General features: G+C 75.6%; 15 protein-coding genes and 1 riboswitch. Of the genes, 6 read left to right on the forward strand and 9 right to left on the reverse strand.

Features of this window, described 5'->3' with window-relative positions:
• Nucleotides 1-299 precede the first annotated feature (299 nt).
• On the forward strand, nt 300-1571 hold the full coding sequence (locus BMW27_RS12715) for an ArgE/DapE family deacylase (protein WP_091444682.1): 1272 nt from the start codon (nt 300-302) through the stop codon (nt 1569-1571).
• Entirely contained in the window at nt 1568-2197 is a 630-nt protein-coding gene (locus BMW27_RS12720; protein ID WP_091445139.1) for an HD domain-containing protein, read from the forward strand. The genes BMW27_RS12715 and BMW27_RS12720 overlap by 4 nt, the downstream gene beginning before the upstream one ends.
• On the opposite strand, the gene BMW27_RS12725 is transcribed toward BMW27_RS12720, so the two are convergent.
• On the reverse strand, nt 2166-2444 hold the full coding sequence (locus BMW27_RS12725; protein ID WP_091444685.1) for a DUF4031 domain-containing protein: 279 nt from the start codon (nt 2442-2444) through the stop codon (nt 2166-2168). The genes BMW27_RS12720 and BMW27_RS12725 overlap by 32 nt on opposite strands.
• A gap of 35 nt (nt 2445-2479) precedes the next feature.
• Here BMW27_RS12725 and BMW27_RS12730 point away from each other — a divergent pair, with 35 nt between their 5' ends.
• Complete coding sequence (locus tag BMW27_RS12730; RefSeq protein ID WP_091444688.1) at nt 2480-3478, forward strand: Gfo/Idh/MocA family protein; 999 nt, start codon at nt 2480-2482, stop codon at nt 3476-3478.
• Nucleotides 3479-3530: 52 nt separating this feature from the next.
• Here BMW27_RS12730 and BMW27_RS12735 read toward each other — a convergent pair whose 3' ends face one another.
• Nucleotides 3531-4370: a DUF72 domain-containing protein gene (locus tag BMW27_RS12735; protein ID WP_091444691.1), complete on the reverse strand. Its 840-nt coding sequence runs from the start codon at nt 4368-4370 to the stop codon at nt 3531-3533.
• A 313-nt stretch (nt 4371-4683) separates the two neighbouring features.
• Here BMW27_RS12735 and BMW27_RS12740 point away from each other — a divergent pair, with 313 nt between their 5' ends.
• Together BMW27_RS12740 and BMW27_RS12745 are read left to right on the forward strand one after the other, a co-directional pair.
• On the forward strand, nt 4684-6693 hold the full coding sequence (locus BMW27_RS12740) for a fibronectin type III domain-containing protein (protein WP_139206893.1): 2010 nt from the start codon (nt 4684-4686) through the stop codon (nt 6691-6693).
• 133 nt (nt 6694-6826) lie between these two features.
• Nucleotides 6827-8236: a glucose-6-phosphate dehydrogenase gene (locus BMW27_RS12745; RefSeq protein ID WP_091444698.1), complete on the forward strand. Its 1410-nt coding sequence runs from the start codon at nt 6827-6829 to the stop codon at nt 8234-8236.
• A 199-nt stretch (nt 8237-8435) separates the two neighbouring features.
• Here the strand turns inward: BMW27_RS12745 and groL are convergent, their stop codons facing one another.
• The 4 genes from groL to thrC form a co-directional block, all read right to left on the reverse strand.
• Nucleotides 8436-10064 (reverse strand): chaperonin GroEL, encoded by a 1629-nt coding sequence (groL, locus tag BMW27_RS12750; protein WP_091444702.1) that lies wholly within the window; start codon nt 10062-10064, stop codon nt 8436-8438.
• Nucleotides 10065-10305: 241 nt separating this feature from the next.
• Nucleotides 10306-11202, reverse strand: coding sequence for an SDR family NAD(P)-dependent oxidoreductase (locus BMW27_RS12755; protein ID WP_091444706.1), 897 nt, complete (start codon nt 11200-11202; stop codon nt 10306-10308).
• 228 nt (nt 11203-11430) lie between these two features.
• Nucleotides 11431-11631, reverse strand: coding sequence for a cold-shock protein (locus BMW27_RS12760; RefSeq protein WP_012946987.1), 201 nt, complete (start codon nt 11629-11631; stop codon nt 11431-11433).
• Nucleotides 11632-11839: 208 nt separating this feature from the next.
• A complete protein-coding gene (gene thrC, locus BMW27_RS12765) occupies nt 11840-13141 on the reverse strand; it encodes a threonine synthase (RefSeq protein ID WP_091444710.1) in 1302 nt (433 codons plus the stop codon).
• A gap of 12 nt (nt 13142-13153) precedes the next feature.
• Nucleotides 13154-13283: riboswitch (SAM riboswitch) on the reverse strand.
• A gap of 60 nt (nt 13284-13343) precedes the next feature.
• On the opposite strand from thrC, the gene BMW27_RS12770 reads away from it, so the two are divergent.
• The gene (locus BMW27_RS12770; protein ID WP_091444713.1) at nt 13344-14165 is read left to right on the forward strand and encodes an HAD family hydrolase; all 822 of its coding nucleotides are present in this window, start codon (nt 13344-13346) and stop codon (nt 14163-14165) included.
• A gap of 132 nt (nt 14166-14297) precedes the next feature.
• Here BMW27_RS12770 and BMW27_RS12775 read toward each other — a convergent pair whose 3' ends face one another.
• The 3 genes from BMW27_RS12775 to BMW27_RS12785 form a co-directional block, all read right to left on the reverse strand.
• On the reverse strand, nt 14298-15164 hold the full coding sequence (locus BMW27_RS12775; protein WP_091444716.1) for an ABC transporter permease: 867 nt from the start codon (nt 15162-15164) through the stop codon (nt 14298-14300).
• Nucleotides 15164-18079, reverse strand: a complete 2916-nt coding sequence (locus BMW27_RS12780) for an alpha/beta fold hydrolase (protein WP_245743529.1) — start codon at nt 18077-18079, stop codon at nt 15164-15166. The genes BMW27_RS12775 and BMW27_RS12780 overlap by 1 nt, the downstream gene beginning before the upstream one ends.
• Before the next feature lie 74 nt (nt 18080-18153).
• Complete coding sequence (locus BMW27_RS12785) at nt 18154-19392, reverse strand: LytR C-terminal domain-containing protein (RefSeq protein WP_139206894.1); 1239 nt, start codon at nt 19390-19392, stop codon at nt 18154-18156.
• Nucleotides 19393-19971 lie beyond the last annotated feature (579 nt).

Raw genomic sequence — 19971 nt, forward strand, 5'->3', positions numbered from 1 at the left:
CCCACCGATCGTCCGGTTTGCTGGACGGCATCGACCGTAAGGGGGGCGCGGCACGACGGCACGCCGAAGCTGCACGAGGGTCCGGACCGGGCGACGGCCGCCTCGCGGCGAGATGCACAACGCGGCTCCAGGCCCCCGACCGGAGTCGGGGCGGTGGTCCGTGAAGGCGTAACCAAATGGCACCCGGGGGCACGATGCACCCGGCCCGGACGCTCTCGACGCTACCCCCGCCGGAGCGCCGTCACACGGGCCGGGGCGGGTGACTTCGGCCCCTCCCGGACCCGTGCCAGACTCCGCCCGTGGCAGACCTGACCGCCGTCGAGGCGCGCGTGCTGTCCGCCGTCGACGCGGCCTGGGCGGTCTCCCGGCTGCGCGACCTGGTGGCCGTCCCCTCGGTCGGCGGCACGGCCGCGGAGTGCGAGGTGCAGCACCTGGTCGGTGACTGGCTGGAGGAGCTGGGCTGCGCCGTCGACCGCTGGCCGATCGACCTCGCCGCCGCGGCCACGGCGCCCGACGCCCCCGGTCAGGAGGTCGAGCGGACCGAGGCGTGGGGCGTGGTCGGCACCGCCCCGGCCGCGGAGGACGGCCTGCCGGCGCTCGTCCTCTCCGGCCACACCGACGTCGTCCCGCCCGGGGACCGCGCCCGGTGGCCGGCCGACCCGTTCGACCCGCGGGTCGCGGGCGGCGCCGTCCACGGCCGCGGGGCCTGCGACATGAAGGCCGGTGTCGCCGCCGCCCTCGCCGCGCTCTCCGCCGTCCGGACGGCGGGGGTGCGGCTGGCCCGGCCGGTCGCGGTGCACGCCGTGGTCGGCGAGGAGGACGGCGGGCTCGGCGCCTGGGCGACGCTGCGGCGCGGGCACCGGGGCGAGGTGTGCGTCATCCCCGAGCCGACCGCCGGCGCGGTCGTCACCGCCAACGCCGGCGCCCTGACCTTCCGGCTGGAGGTGACCGGGCACGCCGCGCACGCCGCCCACCGCGACCGCGGGGTCAGCGCGGTCGTGCTGTTCGAGCGGGTGCACGTCGGGCTGCGCGCGTTCGAGGCGGAGCGGCAGCAGGATGCCGACCCGCGCTTCGGCGGCGCCCCCCACCCGTACGGCATCAACATCGGGCGGGTGCAGGCCGGGGACTGGGCCAGCTCGGTGCCCGACCGGCTGGTCGCCGACGGCCGCTACGGCGTCCGCCTGGGTGAGGACGTCGCCACGGCGCGGGCCGCCTTCGAGGCCCGGCTGGCCGACGTCTGCGCCGCCGACCCGTGGCTGGCCGAGCACCCGGTGCGCCTGACCTGGACCGGCGGCGCCTTCGCCAGCGGCTCGCTGCCCGGCGGGCACCCGCTGCTGCCCGCCGTCCAGCGCGCGGTGGCCGACACCGGCGCCGGGGTGCCGCCCGAGCGGGCCATCCCCGCAGGCAGCGACCTTCGGCTCTACGCCGCAGCCGGGGTGCCGACCCTGCACTACGGCCCCGGCGACCTGCACCTGGCGCACGGACCGCTGGAGCGGGTGCCGGTCGACGAGCTGGTCACCGCGGCACGGGCGTTCGCGCTGCTGACCCTGCGCACGTGCGGGGTGGCATGACGCTCGTGGGCTTCGAGGCGTGGGCGGAGCTGGCCGGGGACTCCCCCACCTCCCGCACCGAGTGGGCCGCCGTCGTCGCCGCGTGGGGCGAGCCGCACCGCCGCTACCACGACCTCGGGCACCTGGCCGCCGTCCTCGGACTGGTGGGTGAGCTGGCCGGCGCCGCGACCGACCCCGACGCGGTGCGGCTGGCCGCCTGGTACCACGACGTCGTCTACGACCCCCGCCGCACCGACAACGAGGTGGTCAGCGCCGAGCGGGCGCGCGCCGGCCTGCGGGGGCTGGTGCCGCCGGAGCGGGTGGAGGAGGTGGCCCGGCTGGTGCTGCTCACCGCTGGGCACGACCCGGCGCCGGACGACCCGAACGGTGCGGTGCTGTGCGACGCCGACCTGGCGGTGCTCGCCGGCCCGCCGGAGGCCTACGCCGGCTACGCCTCGGCGGTGCGCGAGGAGTACGGGCACCTGTCCGACGCCGAGTTCACCGCGGGGCGCACCGCCGTCCTCGAGCAGCTGCTGGCGCTGCCAGCGCTGTACCGGCTGCCGGCCGTCGCCGCCGAGTGGACGCCGCGGGCGCGGGCCAACCTCGCCGCCGAGCTCAGCCTGCTACGGCGCCGCGCCTCTTCTTGAGCCGCAGACCCGCTCCCACCAGCCGGGCCAGCAGCTCCCGCCCGCCGACCGGCTCGGCTCCGGCGGCCACCGCGACCTCGTAGAGCTCGTCGGGGACGTCGTAGTGGTCGCCCTGGAACGCCCGCCGTGGGATGCCGAGCTCCGTGGCGACGAAGGCGTGCAGCTCGTCGTAGGAGACGTCGCTGACCAGGTGCGACCAGCGCCGTCCTCGCCAGGGCCACACCGGGGGGTCGATCAGCACCGCCACGGCGACAGTCTGCCCGCGGCACTAACGTCCTGCCGGTGAGCGAGGAGATCCGCTGGGGCGTCGTCGGGCCGGGCCGCATCGCGGAGAACGTGGTGGCCGACTTCTCGCAGGTACCCGGAGCCCGGCCGGTCGCGGTCGCCTCCCGCTCGGCCGACCGCGCGGCGGCGTTCGCCCAGCGGCACGGGCTCGAGCGGTCCCACGGCTCCTACGCCGAGATCCTGGCCGACCCGGACGTCGACGTGCTGTACGTGGCCACGCCGCACCCGCAGCACCACGCGGTCGCCCTCGCCGCGATCGACGCGGGCAAGGCGCTGCTGGTCGAGAAGTCCTTCACGGCCACGACCGAGGGCGCGCGTGAGGTCGTCGAGCGGGCCCGGGACCGCGGCGTCTTCGTCATGGAGGCGATGTGGACGCGCTTCCAGCCGGCCGTCGTCCGGTTGCGGGAGCTGGTGGCCGACGGCGCGATCGGCGAGGTCCGCTCGGTGCAGGCCGACCTGGGCGTCGCCCGCGACTACGACCCCGCCGACCGGCTGTTCGCCCACGAGCTCGGCGGCGGCGCGCTGCTCGACGTCGGCGTCTACGTGGTGTCGTTCGCGCAGATGGTGCTCGGCGACCCGGACACGGTCACCGCGACCGGCTCGCTGTTCCCCACCGGCGTCGACGCCGAGGCCGCGCTGCTGCTGGGGTACGCCGACGGCCGCTCGGCCACGCTGACGACCTCGCTGCGGTACCCGACGCCCGGGCAGGCGCGGGTGTTCGGCACCGCCGGCTGGATCGACGTCCTGCCCCGCTTCCACCACCCGCGCACCATCGTGCTGCACCGCGCCGGCGCCGATCCGGAGGAGATCACGCTGCCGCCGTCGGGCACCGGCTACAGCCACGAGCTGGCCGAGGTGACCGAGTGCCTGCGGGCCGGACGGACCGAGAGCGCCGTGATGCCGCTGGCCGACACGCTCGCCGTCCAGTCCGTGCTCGGCCGAGCCGCCGACCAGCTCGGCGTGGCGTTCCGGGAGGACCCGCACGTGCTGGCGTGACGCCACCCGGACGGGTGGTCCGCCGCAGGCCGCGGCTCCGACGACCGACGCCTCACCCCTCCGGCGGGCCGGGGTCCGCTCCCGCGGGCAGCCCCCCGGCCTGCGGCAGCTCCGGAGACGCCCAGGCCCGGCCGGCGGCCTGGTCGGGGGTCGGCACGCGGGTCGGCGTCCGGCCGGTGCGGCGGACCGCCTCGGCGAAGACCACCGCGTCGGTGACGGCCGCTCCGCCGGGGTCGTTGTTGAAGTAGACGAGGACGTCGGAGTCCCCGTGGGTCTCCGACAGCCGCTCGGCCCACACCTGCAGGGTCTCCGGGCGGTACGCCCAGCCCTCGGCACCGGTGTGCAGCCGCAGGTAGCCCCAGCCGGCGGTGCGCCACAGCGGCGCGACCGGCCGCTCGGCGCGGTCGGCCCAGCACAGTGCCGCGTCGTAGCGCTCGAGCAGTGCCCGGACCTCGTCGGTCCACCACGAGTCGTGCCGCGGCTCGACGGCGACGCGGGTGCCGGCCGGGAACTGCGCCAGGCAGTCGCGGAGCAGGCCGGCGTCGGCCTGGAGCGTGGGCGGCAGCTGCAGCAGGACGGCGTCGAGCCGGTCGCCGAGGCCGGCCACCCGCTCCGCCAGCCGGGCGACCGGCTCCTCGGGGTCGCGCAGCCGCTTGACGTGGGTGAGGAACCGGCTGGCCTTGACCGCCCAGCGGAAGTCCGGCGGGGTGCGGGCCCGCCAGGCCTCGAACGTCGTCCGCTCCGGCAGCCGGTAGAAGGCGTTGTTGCTCTCGACCGTGGCGAAGTGCGCCGCGTGGTGCTCCAGCCACAGCCGCTGGGGCAGCCGCTGCGGGTAGAAGCGGCCGCGCCAGTCGCGGTACTGCCAGCCCGACGTCCCGATGACCACTGCCACGGCAGCCGCCTACCCCCTCGGGCCGCCGACGACGCGGACCCGCCGCGCCCCCGGATTGGGGGGATCCGCTCCCCCTCCGCTCGGCTGCCGGGCGCGCCGGTGCGCGACGACCGTGATCCCCACGAGACCGGCCCACGACGGGTGTGGGCGCGGCGCGACTGCGGAGTAGGCGATGACGAGGACACGACCGACCCAGCACGGCGGTCGCGGGGGTGGGCACGGAGCTGTCGGTGCCCCCGCGTCGCGAGCGTCCCGATCCCCCAAGCGACTGATCGCCGGCGGTCTGGCGGCCCTGACGGCCACCGGGAGCCTCGTGACCTTCGCGACCATGGCCCAGGCCGGCACCCCACCGGCGGGGCCCGGCAACATCGAGATCTTCAACAAGCGGAGCATGGTGGCCCTGGAGGGCTACGCCGCCCAGGCCGGCCAGGAGGCCACCGTCGAGGTGCTCCGCGGAGGCCAGACGATCGGCATCGGCGTGGGGACGCTGGACGGCACCGGCTTCCTGGAGTTCAACCACCCCGGCGGCGAGTGCTGGATCGGGGTGACCCCCACCATCAAGCCGGGTGACGAGGTCCGGGTCTCGTTCAGCGGGGAGGCCTTCACGGACTCCGCGATCACCGCCTCCCCCACGGTCACCGAGGTCGCCGGCAGCGGCTTCACCGCGACCGGCAACCTCCCGACCGACCCGGAGAACCGGGTGCGCGGGACCGGCACGGTCACGATCACGGGCACCTACGACCCCGCGGACCCGTGGTTCGACCCGGCTCGGTTCGCCATCGAGACGGTCAACCCGGAGAACGACGACGACAAGACCCCGCCCGGCGAGGACCCGGGCCTGTCCGACAACCGGGCCATGGGCATCAGCCTGGTCCCGGACGACGAGCACCCCAACGGCGAGCCCGGCCTGTGGGACGCCACCGCCACGGCCGACCCCGCGACCGGCACCATCGTGGGCACCTACACGCTCTTCACCGAGGCCGACTACGACCGCGTGCTCGAGGGCGACCACGTCTTCGCGGCGTGGATGGCGGGCGAGGAGCCGGCGCTCGGCCTGACCCAGAACGAGTTCGAGGAGATCCCCGGCCCGGGGATGGGCGGCTGCCCGCCGAGCCCGGACGGCCAGGTGCCGACGGCGCCGACGACGGCTGAGCTGTCCTCGGCCACGGGCTCGACCTCGGTGGACGTCGCCTGGCAGACGCCGGCCCAGCCCGCCGACGCCCCCGAGGTCACCGGCTACCGGGTGGCCGCGATCGGTGGCGCCCACGCCGAGCAGGAGACCGCCGAGCGCACCGGCGGCACCAGCGTCTCCCTCGACGGTCTCGAGGCCGGTGCCACCTACGAGATCACGATCGAGGCCTACAACGGCCGGTGGTCGGCGGTGCAGTCGCTCGGCACGGTGGTCGTCGGCTCCGGCACCGGCGTCACTCCGCCGCCGGACGGCGGGACCGACCCCGGCACGGACCCGACCACGGCTCCCGGGGCCCCGGCCGGACTGACCGCCACCAGCGCGTCGCTGGACAGCGCCGACGTGACCTGGACGGCCGCCGCCGGTGCGACCGGCTACACGGTGACCGCGACCTCGGCCGACACGGCCGCCGCGGTCCCCGCTCCGGTGACGGTCGCTGCTCCGGCGACCACGGCCACGCTCAACGGCCTGACCTCGGGCGCGACCTACACCGTCTCGGTGACCGCCGCCAACGCCAACGGCGAGGGCCCGGCCGCCACGGCCACGGTGTCGACCCTGACGGCGGTGGCCCCCGCGGCGTTCACCCTGACCCGGGTCGTCCCCGGTCACGAGAGCATCACCGCCGAGTGGACGGCGGCGGCGGCCGGCAACGCGGCCAGCCCGGTGTCCGGCTACGACCTGGTCGCCACCCCGGCGGACGGGCAGGCCCCCGTCACCGTCGCGGCGACCGGCACCACCGGCACGGTGAGCGGGCTCAGGAACACGGTGGAGTACACGCTCACCGTGGTCGCCAGGAGCGGCACCGCGACCACCAGGGGCACGGTGCCCGCGACCGTCGACAACACGGTCACGCCGACCGACGTCGTCACGGTCACCCGGGCGCAGTACCGGGCCGACAAGCGGGAGTACCGGATCTCGGGCACCGCGCAGGACGCGACGGTGAACCGGGTGCACGTCCGGCTCGGTGACGTCGCGGGGTCGGGGACGACCATCCAGCTCAACGTGCCGGTCGCGGCCGACGGCACCTGGGCGGTCGACCTCCGGAACGGTCCGACCCTGCCGACCAGCAACCGCATCAACGTCACCTCGGACTCGGGCGCCAGCACGGTCACCCTGATGACGCGGACGCGCTGACCGGCGTCGGGGCCGGGGCGCGTCCCCGGCCCCGACGGCGACCGGACGGACCGAGGGCCCGTTCCCGCACACCGCGGGGGCGGGCCCTCGGCCTGCACGCGTGAGGCCGCGGCCGCGCGGGCACAGGACGCGCGTGACCGACCTCCCCCCGACCGTCTTCGTCCTGTTCGGCGCCACGGGCGACCTGGCCCGCCGGATGGTGCTGCCGGCCTTCTTCGAGCTCGCCCAGCGGGGGCTGCTGCCGGAGGACTGGCGGCTGGTCGGCAACGGCCGCGGCGACGTCTCCCACGAGGACTTCGCCGGGCGGGTCCGCGACGCGCTCACCGAGTTCGGGCCGCACCCCGACCAGGGCCCCTGGGAGGAGTTCGCCGGCCGGCTGCGCTTCGCCGGCGGCGGCTTCGAGGAGGCCGACCCCGGCAGCCTGCTCGACGTCCTCGGGGAGGCGCGCGAGGAGCTCGGCGGGGACCCGCAGCTGGTCCACTACCTCGCCGTACCCCCGTCGGCCTTCGAGAAGCTGACCCGCGCGCTGCCGCAGCACGGGCTGACCGAGGGCGCCCGGGTAGTCTACGAGAAGCCCTACGGCACCTCGCCGGAGAGCTTCCGCGAGCTCGACGACCTCGTGCTGTCGGTGCTCGACGAGGACCAGGTCTTCCGCATCGACCACTTCCTGGGCAAGGAGGGCACCCAGGACCTGCACGTGCTCCGCTTCGCCAACGCGCTGTTCGAGCACGTGTGGCACCGCGACCACGTGGCGCAGGTGCAGATCGACGTCCCGGAGGACCTGGACGTCGCCGACCGCGCGGAGTTCTACGACGCGACCGGCGCTGCCCTCGACATGCTGGTCACCCACCTGTTCCAGGTGGCCGCCGAGGTGGCGATGGAGCCGCCGGCCGGCTTCTCCCCCGCCGACCTGCAGGCCGCCCGCGAGGGGGTGCTCGCCGCCTTCCGTCCCCTCGACCCCGACGAGGTGGTGCTCGGCCAGTTCGACGGCTACACCGACACCGAGGGCGTGGCCGACGACTCGCGGACCGACACCTACGTCGCCGCCCGGCTGTGGGTCGACACCGACCGCTGGCGCGGCGTCCCGTTCGTGCTGCGGACCGGCAAGCGGCTGGCCGCCAGCGAGCAGCGGGTGAGCCTGCTGCTGCGCCGTCCCGACGGGCCGGTCACCGACGTCCCCGGCCACGGCAACGTGCTGTCCCTGTCGCTGTCGGGGTCCGGCGCGGTGGACCTGCAGGTCGTCGCCAAGGAGCCCGGCCCCGACCTCTCCCTCGCCACGGCGACGGCCACGCTCGAGCTGGCCGACGTCCCCGGGGGGACGCCGCTGCCGCCCTACGTGTCCCTGCTGCACGACGTGCTCGTCGGCGACCGGTCGCTGTTCACCAGCAGCGACGGCCTGGCGCACGCGTGGCGGGCGTTCGCCCCGCTGCAGCAGCGGCCGCCGCAGGTGCACCGCTACGCACCCGGCTCCTGGGGCCCGCCCGAGGCCGAGGCGCTGGCCGAGCCGTGCGGCTGGCTGCTGGGCGACGGACGCCGGGACTGACGGAGGGCCACCCACTCTCCACCGGCGAGATCGGCGATCTCGCCAGGCGACGCACCCCGCGAACGCCGACAGGGGCGGTCCGCTGGGTAGCGGACCGCCCCTGCCGGGCAGTGCTGGTGGTGCGGCGAGGAGCCTGGAACGGCTCCCTCGCAGGGCCCCGGGACGCGCGAAGCGTGTTCCGGGGGGCGAGGGGGTCCTCCTAGAAGTCCATGCCGCCCATGCCGCCGTCGCCGCCCGGCATGGCCGGGGCTGCCTTCTCCGGCTTGTCGGCGATGACGGCCTCGGTGGTGAGGAAGAGCGCCGCGATGGAGGCGGCGTTCTGCAGCGCCGAGCGGGTCACCTTGGCGGGGTCGATGATCCCGCTGGCGACGAGGTCCACGTACTCGCCGGTCGCGGCGTTGAGGCCCTGACCGGTCGCGGAGTTGCGGACCTTCTCCGCGACGACGCCACCCTCGAGGCCGGCGTTGATCGCGATCTGCTTCAGCGGCGCCTCGAGCGCGACGCGCACGATGTTGGCACCGGTCGCCTCGTCACCCTCGAGCTCGAGCTTCTCGAACGCGACGGTGGTGGCCTGCGCCAGGGCGACGCCACCACCGGCGACGATGCCCTCCTCGACGGCGGCCTTGGCGTTGCGCACCGCGTCCTCGATGCGGTGCTTGCGCTCCTTGAGCTCGACCTCGGTCGCGGCGCCGGCCTTGATGACGGCGACGCCACCGGCCAGCTTGGCCAGGCGCTCCTGCAGCTTCTCGCGGTCGTAGTCGGAGTCCGACTTCTCGATCTCGGCGCGGATCTGGTTCACCCGGCCGGCGATCTGGTCGCTGTCACCGGCGCCCTCGACGATCGTCGTCTCGTCCTTGGTGACGACGACCTTGCGGGCGCGGCCCAGCAGGGAGACGTCGGCGGTGTCGAGCTTGAGGCCGACCTCCTCGCTGATGACCTGGCCACCGGTGAGGATGGCGATGTCGGTCAGCATGGCCTTGCGGCGGTCACCGAAGCCGGGGGCCTTGACCGCGAGGGACTTGAAGGTCCCGCGGATCTTGTTCACGACCAGGGTCGCCAGGGCCTCGCCCTCGACGTCCTCGGCGATGATGGCCAGCGGCTTGCCCGACTGCATGACCTTCTCCAGCAGCGGGAGCAGGTCCTTGACCGAGCTGATCTTGCTGTTGACGACGAGCACGTACGGGTCGTCGAGGACGGCCTCCATGCGCTCGGCGTCGGTGACGAAGTAGGGCGAGATGTAGCCCTTGTCGAAGCGCATGCCCTCGGTGAGCTCGAGCTCGAGGCCGAAGGTGTTGCTCTCCTCGACGGTGATGACGCCTTCCTTGCCGACCTTGTCCATCGCCTCGGCGATGAGCTCGCCGATGGCCGGGTCAGCGGCGGAGATCGACGCGGTGGCGGCGATCTGCTCCTTGGTCTCGACGTCCTTGGCGGTCGAGAGGAGGTACTCGGTGACCGACTCGACGGCCTTCTCGATGCCCTTCTTCAGGGCCATCGGGTTGGCGCCGGCGGCGACGTTGCGCAGACCCTCGCGGACGAGCGCCTGGGCGAGCACGGTGGCGGTGGTGGTGCCGTCACCCGCGACGTCGTCGGTCTTCTTCGCGACCTCCTTGACGAGCTCGGCGCCGATCTTCTCCCACGGGTCCTCGAGCTCGATCTCCTTGGCGATGCTCACACCATCGTTGGTGATGGTGGGGGCGCCCCACTTCTTCTCGAGGACGACGTTGCGGCCCTTGGGACCGAGGGTCACCTTGACGGCGTCGGCGAGGGTGTTCATACCCCGCTCGAGGCCGCGGCGAGCCTCTTCCTCGAAGGCGATCATCTTGGCCATGTGGTGATGTCCTCCATGCATGGATCGCTGCACGGCCGGGACCGGCGCCCGCGACGGACGACACCGGTGGCGCGGGCGCTCCGTCGGCCCGCGCACCAGTGCCTCACCGTTCCGACCTGATTGGCACTCGGCACTGTCGAGTGCCAGCCCGAGTCTGGCACTCGCCCCTGCCGAGTGCAAGGACGGGGGGACGGCGGCCGGTGTTCCGGTCCCGGGACGACCCCGGGTACCTCCGGGGGTCTCAGCGAGGGGGGGTCCCGCCGGAGAACTCCGCGGTCGGCACGGGCACCGGCCCCCCGCCGGCCGTGGCGCCCTCGGGACGACGGGCCGCCACGGCGGCCAGGACCCGCAGCACCAGCGACGGCGACAGGCGCATGAGCCGCCACATGACGCGAGCCTGGCGCGGCGCCACGATGACCGGCCGGTTGCGGTCGACACCGCGCAGGACGTCGGCGGCCAGGGCGTCGGCGCCGTACAGCCGTCCACCGCTGAACCGGGTGACCACCTCGCGAGCGTCGATCGCCTCGACGCTGGGCACTCGCGGCAGGTCCGCGGGCACCCCCTTGTCGAGGATCGGGGTGTCGACACCACCGGGACAGACCACGCTCACCCGGACCCCCCGCGCAGCGCCCTCCGCGCGGAGGCTCAGGGACAGGCCGACCACCGCCCACTTCGTCGTCGCGTAGGGAGCCGAACCGGGCATCGGGAGCAGGCCGGCCAGCGACGCGGTGTTGACGATGTGGCCGTGCCCCTGACGGAGCATCAGGGGGTACGCGGCCTGCACCCCGTGCACCACGCCCCGCAGGTTGACGTCGAGGGTCCGGGCCCAGTGCGCCAGGGTCAGCTCCTCCGCCGGCCCGCCGATGCCGAGCCCGGCGTTGTTGAACAGCAGGTCCAGCCGACCGTGCCGCTCCGCGGTCCCGTCGACCAGTGCGGCGACGGCGTCGGCCTCCCGCACGTCGACGGTGACCGCCGTGGCCGCACCGGGTCCCGCCGCGTGCAGTCGCTCGGCGACCTCGGCCGCCGCGTCCCCGTCGACGTCGGCGAGGACGACCACGTCACCGCGGCGCACCAGCGCCGTCCCCAGCGCCCGGCCGATCCCGGACGCACCCCCGGTGACGATCGCGATCCGCGACACGACCCCTCCTCCTCCGGCCGGTACCCGACGGGCACACCAGGGGGAGCCTCCCGCCCGCCCGGGCGAGGAGCACGTCCCGCCGGTCCGCGAGCTCGTCGGCACCGGCTCCCGCGGACCGGCCGACGGCGTGCCGAGCCACCCCGTCACGGGGCGCGACGGGACGTGACCCGCCGGACACGCCGGAGGCCCGGCCCCCACGAGGGGGACCGGGCCTCCGGCGGACTGGGGTCAGGCGCTGCGCACGGCGTCGGCCTGGGGACCCTTCTCGCCCTGGACGACCTCGAAGGTGACCCGCTGGCCCTCGTCGAGGCTCTTGTAGCCGTCCATCTGGATGGCCGAGTAGTGGACGAAGACGTCCTGGCCGCCGTCGACGGCGATGAAGCCGAAGCCCTTCTCGGCGTTGAACCACTTCACGGTGCCCTGTGCCACGTGTGCTCCCACGTTTCGTGCGTGCGGACGGCCTCCCCACCGACCGGGGAGGCCGGGTCGAGCTCTTCCGCCCGTCGAACACGAACGTGGAACCGAACCGCGGGAGAACGTACAGCACGAAACGCCTGGTGAGACCAGGCTCACGCGCACGGCACACCAGATGGGGGGACGTCGCCCCGGAGGACCGGCAGCGCGCCACCCCGGTGGGTCAGCCGATGAGACCGGCCGCCCGGGCCGACGACAGCGACGGGGACACCCGGTGGGTCGGCCCGACGACCGGCTCCAGCGGGTCGAGGGTCTTCAGGCCCTCCCCGGTGTTCAGGACGACGGTCTCCGCCGCCGGGTCCAGCCGGCCGTCCTCGACCAGCAGGCGCAGCACCGCGGTGGTGACGCCGCCGGCGGTCTCGGCGAAGACGCCGGTCGTGCGGGCCAGGTCGCGGATGCCCTGCACGATCTGGGCGTCGTCCACCCGGCCGACGGCACCGCCGGTGCGCCGGATCGCGTCGAGGGCGTACGGCCCGTCGGCGGGGTTGCCGATGTTCAGCGACTTGGCGATGCCGGTCGGCTTCACCGGCTTGACGACGTCCCAGCCGTTGTCGAAGGCGGTGGCGATCGGGTCGCAGCCGGCCGACTGGGCGCCGAAGATGCGCCACTCGGTGGCCTCGACGATGCCCGCCGCGGTCAGCTCGCGGAACGCCTTGTCCACCTTGGTGAGCAGCGAGCCCGAGGCCATCGGGATGACGACCTGGGCCGGGATCCGCCAGCCGAGCTGCTCGGCGATCTCGTAGCCCATCGTCTTGGAGCCCTCGGCGTAGTAGGGCCGCACGTTCTGGTTGACGAACGCGGTGTCCTCGAACTCGTCGGTCTCGGCGAGCTCGCTGGTCAGCCGGTTGACGTCGTCGTAGGAACCGTCGACGGCGACCAGCGTCTGCCCGTAGACGGCCGACTGCACGACCTTCCCGGGCTCGAGGTCCGAGGGGATGAAGACGAAGGAGGGCAGCCCGACGCGGGCGGCGTGCGCGGCCACCGAGTTGGCCAGGTTGCCGGTCGAGGCGGCGGCGATCTTGCTGTAACCCAGCCGCTTGGCCGCGGTGGCGGCGAGGCTGACCACGCGGTCCTTGAACGAGTGCGTGGGGTTGGCCGAGTCGTCCTTGACCCACAGCCCGCCGGTGAGGCCGAGCTCGGCGGCCAGCCGGTCGGCGCGCACCAGCGGCGTCATGCCCGGGTCGAGGGTGACGCGGTCGGCCGGGTCCTGACCCACCGGGAGCAGCGCGGCGTAGCGCCAGATGTTCTGCGGGCCGGACTCGATCTGCTCGCGGGTGACCGCCCGCATCAGCTCGGGGTCGTAGTCGACCTCCAGCGGGCCGAAGCACTCGGCGCACGCGTGCTCGGCGATCAGGCCGAACGTGGCGCCGCAGTTGCGACAGACGAGCCCGCGGGCTGGGGACGGCGCAACGGGGCCGCCCGCGCTCGAGTCGGCCTGCACAGAACCGGGAGCGGTCAGGGTCATGCGACGACTACCTCCTCATCTTCCCCGCGTCGGGCCGTCGAGCCGCGCGGGACGGAATTGGCACCTTCCGCTGCGCTGACGCGCGGTGCGGCGGTTGCCGGGGCTTCGTCGGGCCGTGTCCCTCTGCCCCTCTGGATGAGTGGAACGCCCAGGACTCTACCCACCTGACGGGCACCGCAGCGGGCCGGGCCAGGATGGGCCGGTGAGCACGCGCGTCGTCTACACCGACCTCGACGGCACGATGGTCGGCCCGCGCGGCTCGTTCTGGCACACCGCCGCCCGCGACCTCACCGCCGACCCGGCCACCGCGCTGCACGACCTGCACCGCGCCGGCGTCGCGCTGGTCCTGGTCAGCGGGCGCACCTTCGAGCAGGTCGTGGAGGCCGCGCGCATCTTCGCCGCCGACGGCGCCATCGCCGAGCTGGGCTCGGTGGTCAGCTGGGACGGCGGCCGCGGCGTGCACCGGCTGACCGGCGCGCTGCCCGAGGAGCACGCCGGCCGGACGCCGATGGAGGTGATGGCCGAGCTGGACCTCGTGGAGGACCTGCTCGCCCGCCACGCCGGCCGCCTGGAGTGGCACGCGCCCTGGCACGCCACCCACCTCACCGACGCGCTGCTGCGCGGCCGGGTCGACCCGCTGGCCGTGGACGCCGAGCTGGCCGAGCGCGGCGCGGGCTGGCTGACGCTCAAGGACAACGGGGCCATCCCGGCGACGTCCCGCATGACGCTGGCGCCCGAGGGGCTGCCGCCGCGGGTCTACCACCTGATGCCGCGCGGCATCTCCAAGGGCGCGGCCATCGCCTGGGACCTCGAGCGGCGCGGGCTGACCCCGGCCGACGCGGTGGCCATCGGCGACAGCGTCAGCGACTTGGAGATGGCGCCGGCGGTCGAGCGGCTGTGGATCACCGCGAACGGGGCCACGGTCGACGGGATGGCCGACCGGCTGGCCGCCGTCCCCAACGTGACCGTGACCGACGCCCCCATGGGCGAGGGCTGGGCACAGGCCGTCCGCGCGTCGCTGTGACACTGCGATCCTCTCGATCGCACCGCGGCCGATCGCCGTCCCCCTGCTGCGCGGAGCCGCTGCGCGCGAACGCGGGGAGGACCCTCCGGGCCCGTCCCCGCGTCCCGCCCTCGCAGGGCGGCTCACCTCGTACTACGACGTGACGTCGCGGCGGGAGAAGTGCCGGAAGCCCAGCGCCGTGAACACCGCCGCGTAGACCAGGGACTGCACGACACCGCGGAACAGGTCGCCGGAGTCGACGGGGGTCTGCAGCAGGTCGGTCCAGGCGAACTCCTCCGCGGTCGGGAAGAAGTCGCGGATGGAGCCCAGCTGCTCGACCTGGTCGAGGATCGCGAACACGAACATCGTGAACACCGCCCCGCCGACCGCGGCCAGCGGCGCGTCGGTCACGGTGGACAGCCAGAACGCCAGCGTGCCCACGACCAGCAGGTGGACGGCGAGGTAGCCCACCATCCCGGCCAGCCGCAGCAGCCCCTCCCCCTGGCCCAGGGTGACGCCGACCGGCGTCTGCACGGCGCCGAAGCCGAACGCGATGCCGCCGGCGAGCAGCGCCGTGAGCACGAGGGCGACCAGCGCGCCCACCGAGAGCACCAATGCGGCCAGCCACTTCTGCCGGAGCAGCCGCATCCGCGGCACCGGGGTCGCCAGCGTGTAGCGCAGCGACCCCCACTGGGCCTCGCTGGCCACGGTGTCACCGAAGAACAGCGCGTAGACCACGACCAGGAAGAAGCTCGTCGTCGCGAAGAGCACGAACAGGGTGAAGTTCAGCCCGCTCGAGGTGGCGACGTCGACCAGGTTGATGCGGGCGTTCTCCTCGGCCTCCTCGGTGCCGCCCAACTGGAGGGCGGCGATGAGGACCAGCGGCAGCGCCGCCATGAGCACCAGGACCCCGAGGGTGCGCCGGCGCCGGAACTGCCTGCGCAGCTCGACCGACAGCCGCAGGGTCCGCTCGGGGCGGTAGCCGGCGACCGCCCCGGTCGGCTGGACGTGAGCGGTCATCAGGAGTCCTCCCCCACCAACGCCAGGAACGCGTCCTCCAGCCGGCGGCGCGGCGTGAACGCGTCGACCGCGATGCCGGCCGCCACCAGCGCCTGCAGCGCGGGCGCCCGGCCGGTGCCGTCGAGGTCGGCGACCAGTCCCTCGTCGGTGCGCTCCACCGTCACCCCGGGCAACCCGGTGAGGACGGCGGCCGCCCGGTCGCCGTCGGCGTCGTCGGCCAGGCCGACCAGCACCGACCCGCCCGTGCCGACGATCTCGTCGACCGTGCCCTGGGCGATCTTCTGCCCCTTCGCCATGACGACCACGTGGCTGCAGGTCTGCTCGATCTCGCTCAGCAGGTGGCTGGAGACGATCACCGTGCGGCCGGTCGCGGCGTAGGAGCGCAGCACCTCGCGCATGGCGTGGATCTGGGGCGGGTCGAGCCCGTTGGTCGGCTCGTCGAGGACCAGCAGGTCCGGCAGGCCGAGCATCGCCTGGGCGATCGCGACCCGCTGGCGCATGCCCTGGCTGTAGCGGCGCACGGGCCGGTCGATCGCGGCGCCGAGGCCGGCGACCTCGATCGCCTCCTCCATGTGCGCGTCCTCGGCGGGGCGCCCGGTGGCGGCCCAGTACAGCCGCAGGTTGTCGCGGCCGGACAGGTGCGGCATCAGCCCGGTGCCCTCGACGAAGGAGCCGAGGCGGGACAGCACCGGCGTGCCCGGGCGGATCTCGTGGCCGAAGACGGTGATCCGCCCCTCGGTCGGCCGGATCAACCCCATGAGCATGCGCAGCGACGTCGTCTTGCCCGCGCCGTTGGGGCCGAGCAGCCCGAGGACCTGGCCGCGGCGCACCTCGAAGGAGAGGTCGCGGACCGCGACGAAACCGTCCTTGTAGGCCTTGGTGACGCCGGTGAAGCGCAGCGGCACGTCCTCCCCGTCGGGCTCGACGACCGAGACCCGGCGGCGGCTCCGGCGCCCCCACAGCACGGCGGCCAGCCAGCCGAGCAGGCCCAGCGCGGCCACTCCGCCGAGCAGGACCCACCAGCGGGAGGTGCCGTTCGGGTCCTCGGTGCGCCCGTCGACCTGCGGGACGGCGAGCGCGGCGGCGTCCCCGCCGGTGGCCAGCGCGACCGAGTAGACGGCCGCCTCGGACGGCAGCGCGAAGGCCTGGTCGGTCGAGGAGACCACCACGCGCATCGTGTGGCCGGCCTCGAAGCGGTGCACGATCCCCGGCAGCGTCACGCTGATCTGCGTCGGGGCCGTGGGGTCGGCGGACAGGCCGGTCAGCGCCAGCGGCGCGACCAGGCCCGCCGGCAGGGTCGCCGTCCCGTCGGGGGCGACGTCGTAGAGCTTGGCGAACAGCGTCGCCGAGCCACCGGGCGAGGCGACGGCGAGGTCGATCGTCGAGGCGCCGACGACCTCCACCGCCTCGCCGAGCGGTTCGCTCTCGAAGGCGGCGAACTGGCCGGGGATCTCGAACGACGTCCCCGCCAGCGCCGAGGCCAGCGAGCCCAGTCCGGGGACGACGGTGATCGCGGCCGGCGTCCCACCGGCAGGCGTGACCACCGGCTGCAGCGGCCCGTCGACGGCGATCGCCGAGCGCTGCGCCGGCCCGGTGCCGGCCAGGCCCGGGTACGCCGGTGCGGTCACGGTGCGGTTGCCGCCCTGCACGGTGCCGACCGTCGCGGTCACGCCGGTGGGGGCGGGGAACTCGAAGCCGGTGCCGGGGTCCGGGCCTCGGGCGGGGTCGTCGGCGGAGCGCAGGTGCCAGTCGAACCAGCCGGCCACCTGCTCGCGCAGCTGCTCGGTGGTGCGCTCGGACGCCTGGGTGTCGTGGCCGCCCTGGTACCAGACGACCTTCACCGGGGTGCCGTCGGCGGCGATGCCGCGGGCGTTGGCGTCGGCCTGGCCGAGGCCGAACAGCGAGTCCTGCGTGCCCTGCACCAGCAGGGTGGGTGCCTCGATGCGCTCCAGGACCGGAGCCGGGCTGCTGCGGTCCAGCACGGCGGCGATCTCGGGGGTCAGCGTGCCGGTGGACGCCGCGGACTGGTAGGCCGCGCACACCTCGGGGGTGAAGCGGCCGCAGGTCAGCAGCTGCTCGACCGCCTGCGGGTCCACCGCCGCCGGGTCGATTGCCCCGAGGTCGCCGGGCAGCTCCGCAGGCGGGCTCCCCGCCGCAGCGGCCGCAGCGGCGCCGTCGCCGTCGCCGTCCCCGCCGCCGAGCGCGCCCAGCAGCCCGCCGCTGGGGGCCGACCCGACACCGAAGAACAGCCCCGACCACAGTCGCTTGTAGACCCCGCCGTCCTGCGCCTGCGCGGTGGCCGCGACGGTGCCGGCGGCCGGCTCCCCCAGCTGCGAGGGGAACAGCGCGGCGGTCAGCGAGTTCCAGGTGATCTGGGGGGCGATCGCGTCGACCCGGTCGTCGTAGCCGGCCCCGAGCAGGGCCAGCGCCCCGCCGTAGGAGGCGCCGGCGACGCCGACCCGCGGGTCGCCCTCGGCGTCGAGCAGGACGTCGTCCCGCGCGGCCAGCCGGTCCAGCAGCGCGGAGAGGTCGGCGACCTCCGAGCGCGGGTCGTTGAGCCCGATCCGGCCGGTGCTCTCCCCGAAGCCGCGCGCGGAGTAGGTGAGGACGACGTAGCCGCGCCCGGCGAGGTCGCGGGCGTCGTCGGCGACGGAGTCCTTGCTGCCGCCGAAGCCGTGGGCGAGCACGACCGCCGGCGCGGGTGCCGCGGCGCTCGCCGAGGCCGGCAGGAACAGGGTGGTGTCCAGCTCGGCGGCGTCGGCGCCCCGGCCCACGGGGACCCGCGCCTCCTCGGTGGCAGCGTCCTCGGCCGCCGCGGCCGGGACCGGGGGCAGCAGCCCGGCCACGGCCAGGGTGAGCAGCAGGAGCAGGGCAGCGGACGTCGCGCGGGCGCCGGGGCGCGGGCGGGGACGCACGGGCCCGCGAACGGGACGCACGGAGCCGCCAACGGACGGCAGCGCCCAGGGGTTCCGCGGGCGTCCGGGCGCGGTCAGGGCCGCCACTCGCCCGTGGTGACCACCACGAGACCCGGGTCCGCGACGTCGGGGACCTCGAAGAAGCGCACCGCCGGGCCGCTGATCTGCGGGAACTGCTGCATGAGCTGGACGGCGGCGTCGTACTGGGCCTGGTCGCCCTCGGTGAAGTAGACGGTGGTCGTGGCGACGTCGGCGCCCTGGTACTCACCGACGCCCGCGGACGCCCAGCCACCGGCGGTCAGCTCGGCGGTGATGTCCCCGGCGAGGCCGGACACGCCGGTCGCGTTCAGCACGGTCACCGGCACGCGCACCGGCTCGGCGAGGGCGGCGTCGACCGGCGGCAGGGGCTGGACGTCCAGGGGCGGCAGGGCCGAGCTGGGGACGGCCGGCGCCGGCGTCGTGGCGGTCAGCTCGGGCGAGGTGCTGCGGGAGGCCTCCTGGGCCTCCGACGAGGTGAAGGAGTAGACGCCGAGCACCACGAGGGCGACCACGGCCACGGCCAGCAGACCCACCGCGACGCGGCGCACCCCGGAGCTGCGCGCCTCCTCCTGCCGGGCCGTGCGGACGGCGCGCAGACGCTCGGCCTCGGCGGCCTGGCGCTCCGCGCGGAAGGCGGCGCGGCCGCCCACGACCCCGGTGGAGCTCCCGGTGTCCGGCCCCCGGCGGTCCCGGTCGCCGTCGCTGCGGTCCCCGCCGGCGCTGCGGTCCTCGTCGTCGTAGCGCCCGTCGTCGTGGCGTCCGTCGTCGTGGCGCCCGTCGTGACCGCGGTCGTCGTAGCGGTCCTCGTCGTACCGGTCGTCCTCGTACCGGTCGTCCTCGTACCGGTCGTCGGACTCGTCGTCCCAGGCGGGGGTGCGGTCCGGGATGGCCTCGGTCGCCGGCGCGGCCGCACGCGAGGACCCGGCGGGGGTGCGGTCCGGGATCGCCTCGGTGGCCGGCGGCGGGGCCGGGCGTTCGTCACGGGTCCGGGAGGGGCTGGTCCAGTCGCGGTAGCCCGCGGCGGCGCCGGCGGCCGGTGCCACGGCCGGCGGCGGGCTCGAGGACCAGGACGGCTCGCCCGAGGACCCGGTCGGCGACGCGGCGGGCGGCGCGGCGTGGTCGGCCCACGGCCGGACCCGGTCGGCGGCGCGGCGGCGGGGCGTCTCGGCCGGCCGGGCAGGGGCCGGCTCGTCGACGGGGTCCGGGGTGGGGACCGCCTGGAACGGGGCGACGGTGGTGCGGGGAGCGGCCTGCGGCGCGGGAGCCGGGGGCACGGCGGCCGACGGTGGCACCGGCAGCCGCATGCGGGTCACCGGCGCCGGCTCGGCGGCGCGGGGCCGGTCGGCGGGTGGGGCGGGTCGGGCCGCACCGGCGACCGGGACCGGCACCGGCCGGGCCGGCGCGCTGACGCGGCCGGGGCTCGGCGAGGGAGCGCCGGAACGACCGGCGCCGGCTGCCGGGGCAGCGGAGCGACCGGCAGCCGCGGCCGGGACGACCGAGCGGCCGGCACCCGCGGCGGGAACGCCGGCGCGGGTGGCGCCCGGCGCGGGGCGGGGCGGCCCACCGGCCGGGCTGCCCGGACGGGCGGTGGAGCCGGCGCCCCGCAGTGGGGCGGGGGCGGGGGCGGCGGAGCGGGCGGGGGCGGCGGCGCGGACCGGTACCGCGGGGGGCACCGGCCGGCCCTGCGGAGCACGCCGGCGGCCCGGGTCCTCGCCCGCCTCGAGCAGGCCGTCGCGTCGGCGGTCGGCGCGGCTGCGGCTGGGCGCCGTCGGGTGCTCGGCCGGGGGCGGGCTGTGCGGGCCGTCGGTGCGACGCCGACCGTGCGGGACCGGGGCGCTCACCCGGTCCGCTTC

This window comes from Geodermatophilus poikilotrophus (assembly GCF_900111455.1).
GTDB lineage: Bacteria > Actinomycetota > Actinomycetes > Mycobacteriales > Geodermatophilaceae > Geodermatophilus > Geodermatophilus poikilotrophus.

Coding starts and splice junctions, on each gene's coding strand:
- BMW27_RS12720 (WP_091445139.1), top strand. CDS start 1,568: ATGACGCTCGTGGGCTTCGAGGCGTGGGCGGAGCTGGCCGGGGACTCC.
- thrC (WP_091444710.1), bottom strand. CDS start 13,141: ATGACCCTGACCGCTCCCGGTTCTGTGCAGGCCGACTCGAGCGCGGGC.
- BMW27_RS12775 (WP_091444716.1), bottom strand. CDS start 15,164: ATGACCGCTCACGTCCAGCCGACCGGGGCGGTCGCCGGCTACCGCCCC.
- groL (WP_091444702.1), bottom strand. CDS start 10,064: ATGGCCAAGATGATCGCCTTCGAGGAAGAGGCTCGCCGCGGCCTCGAG.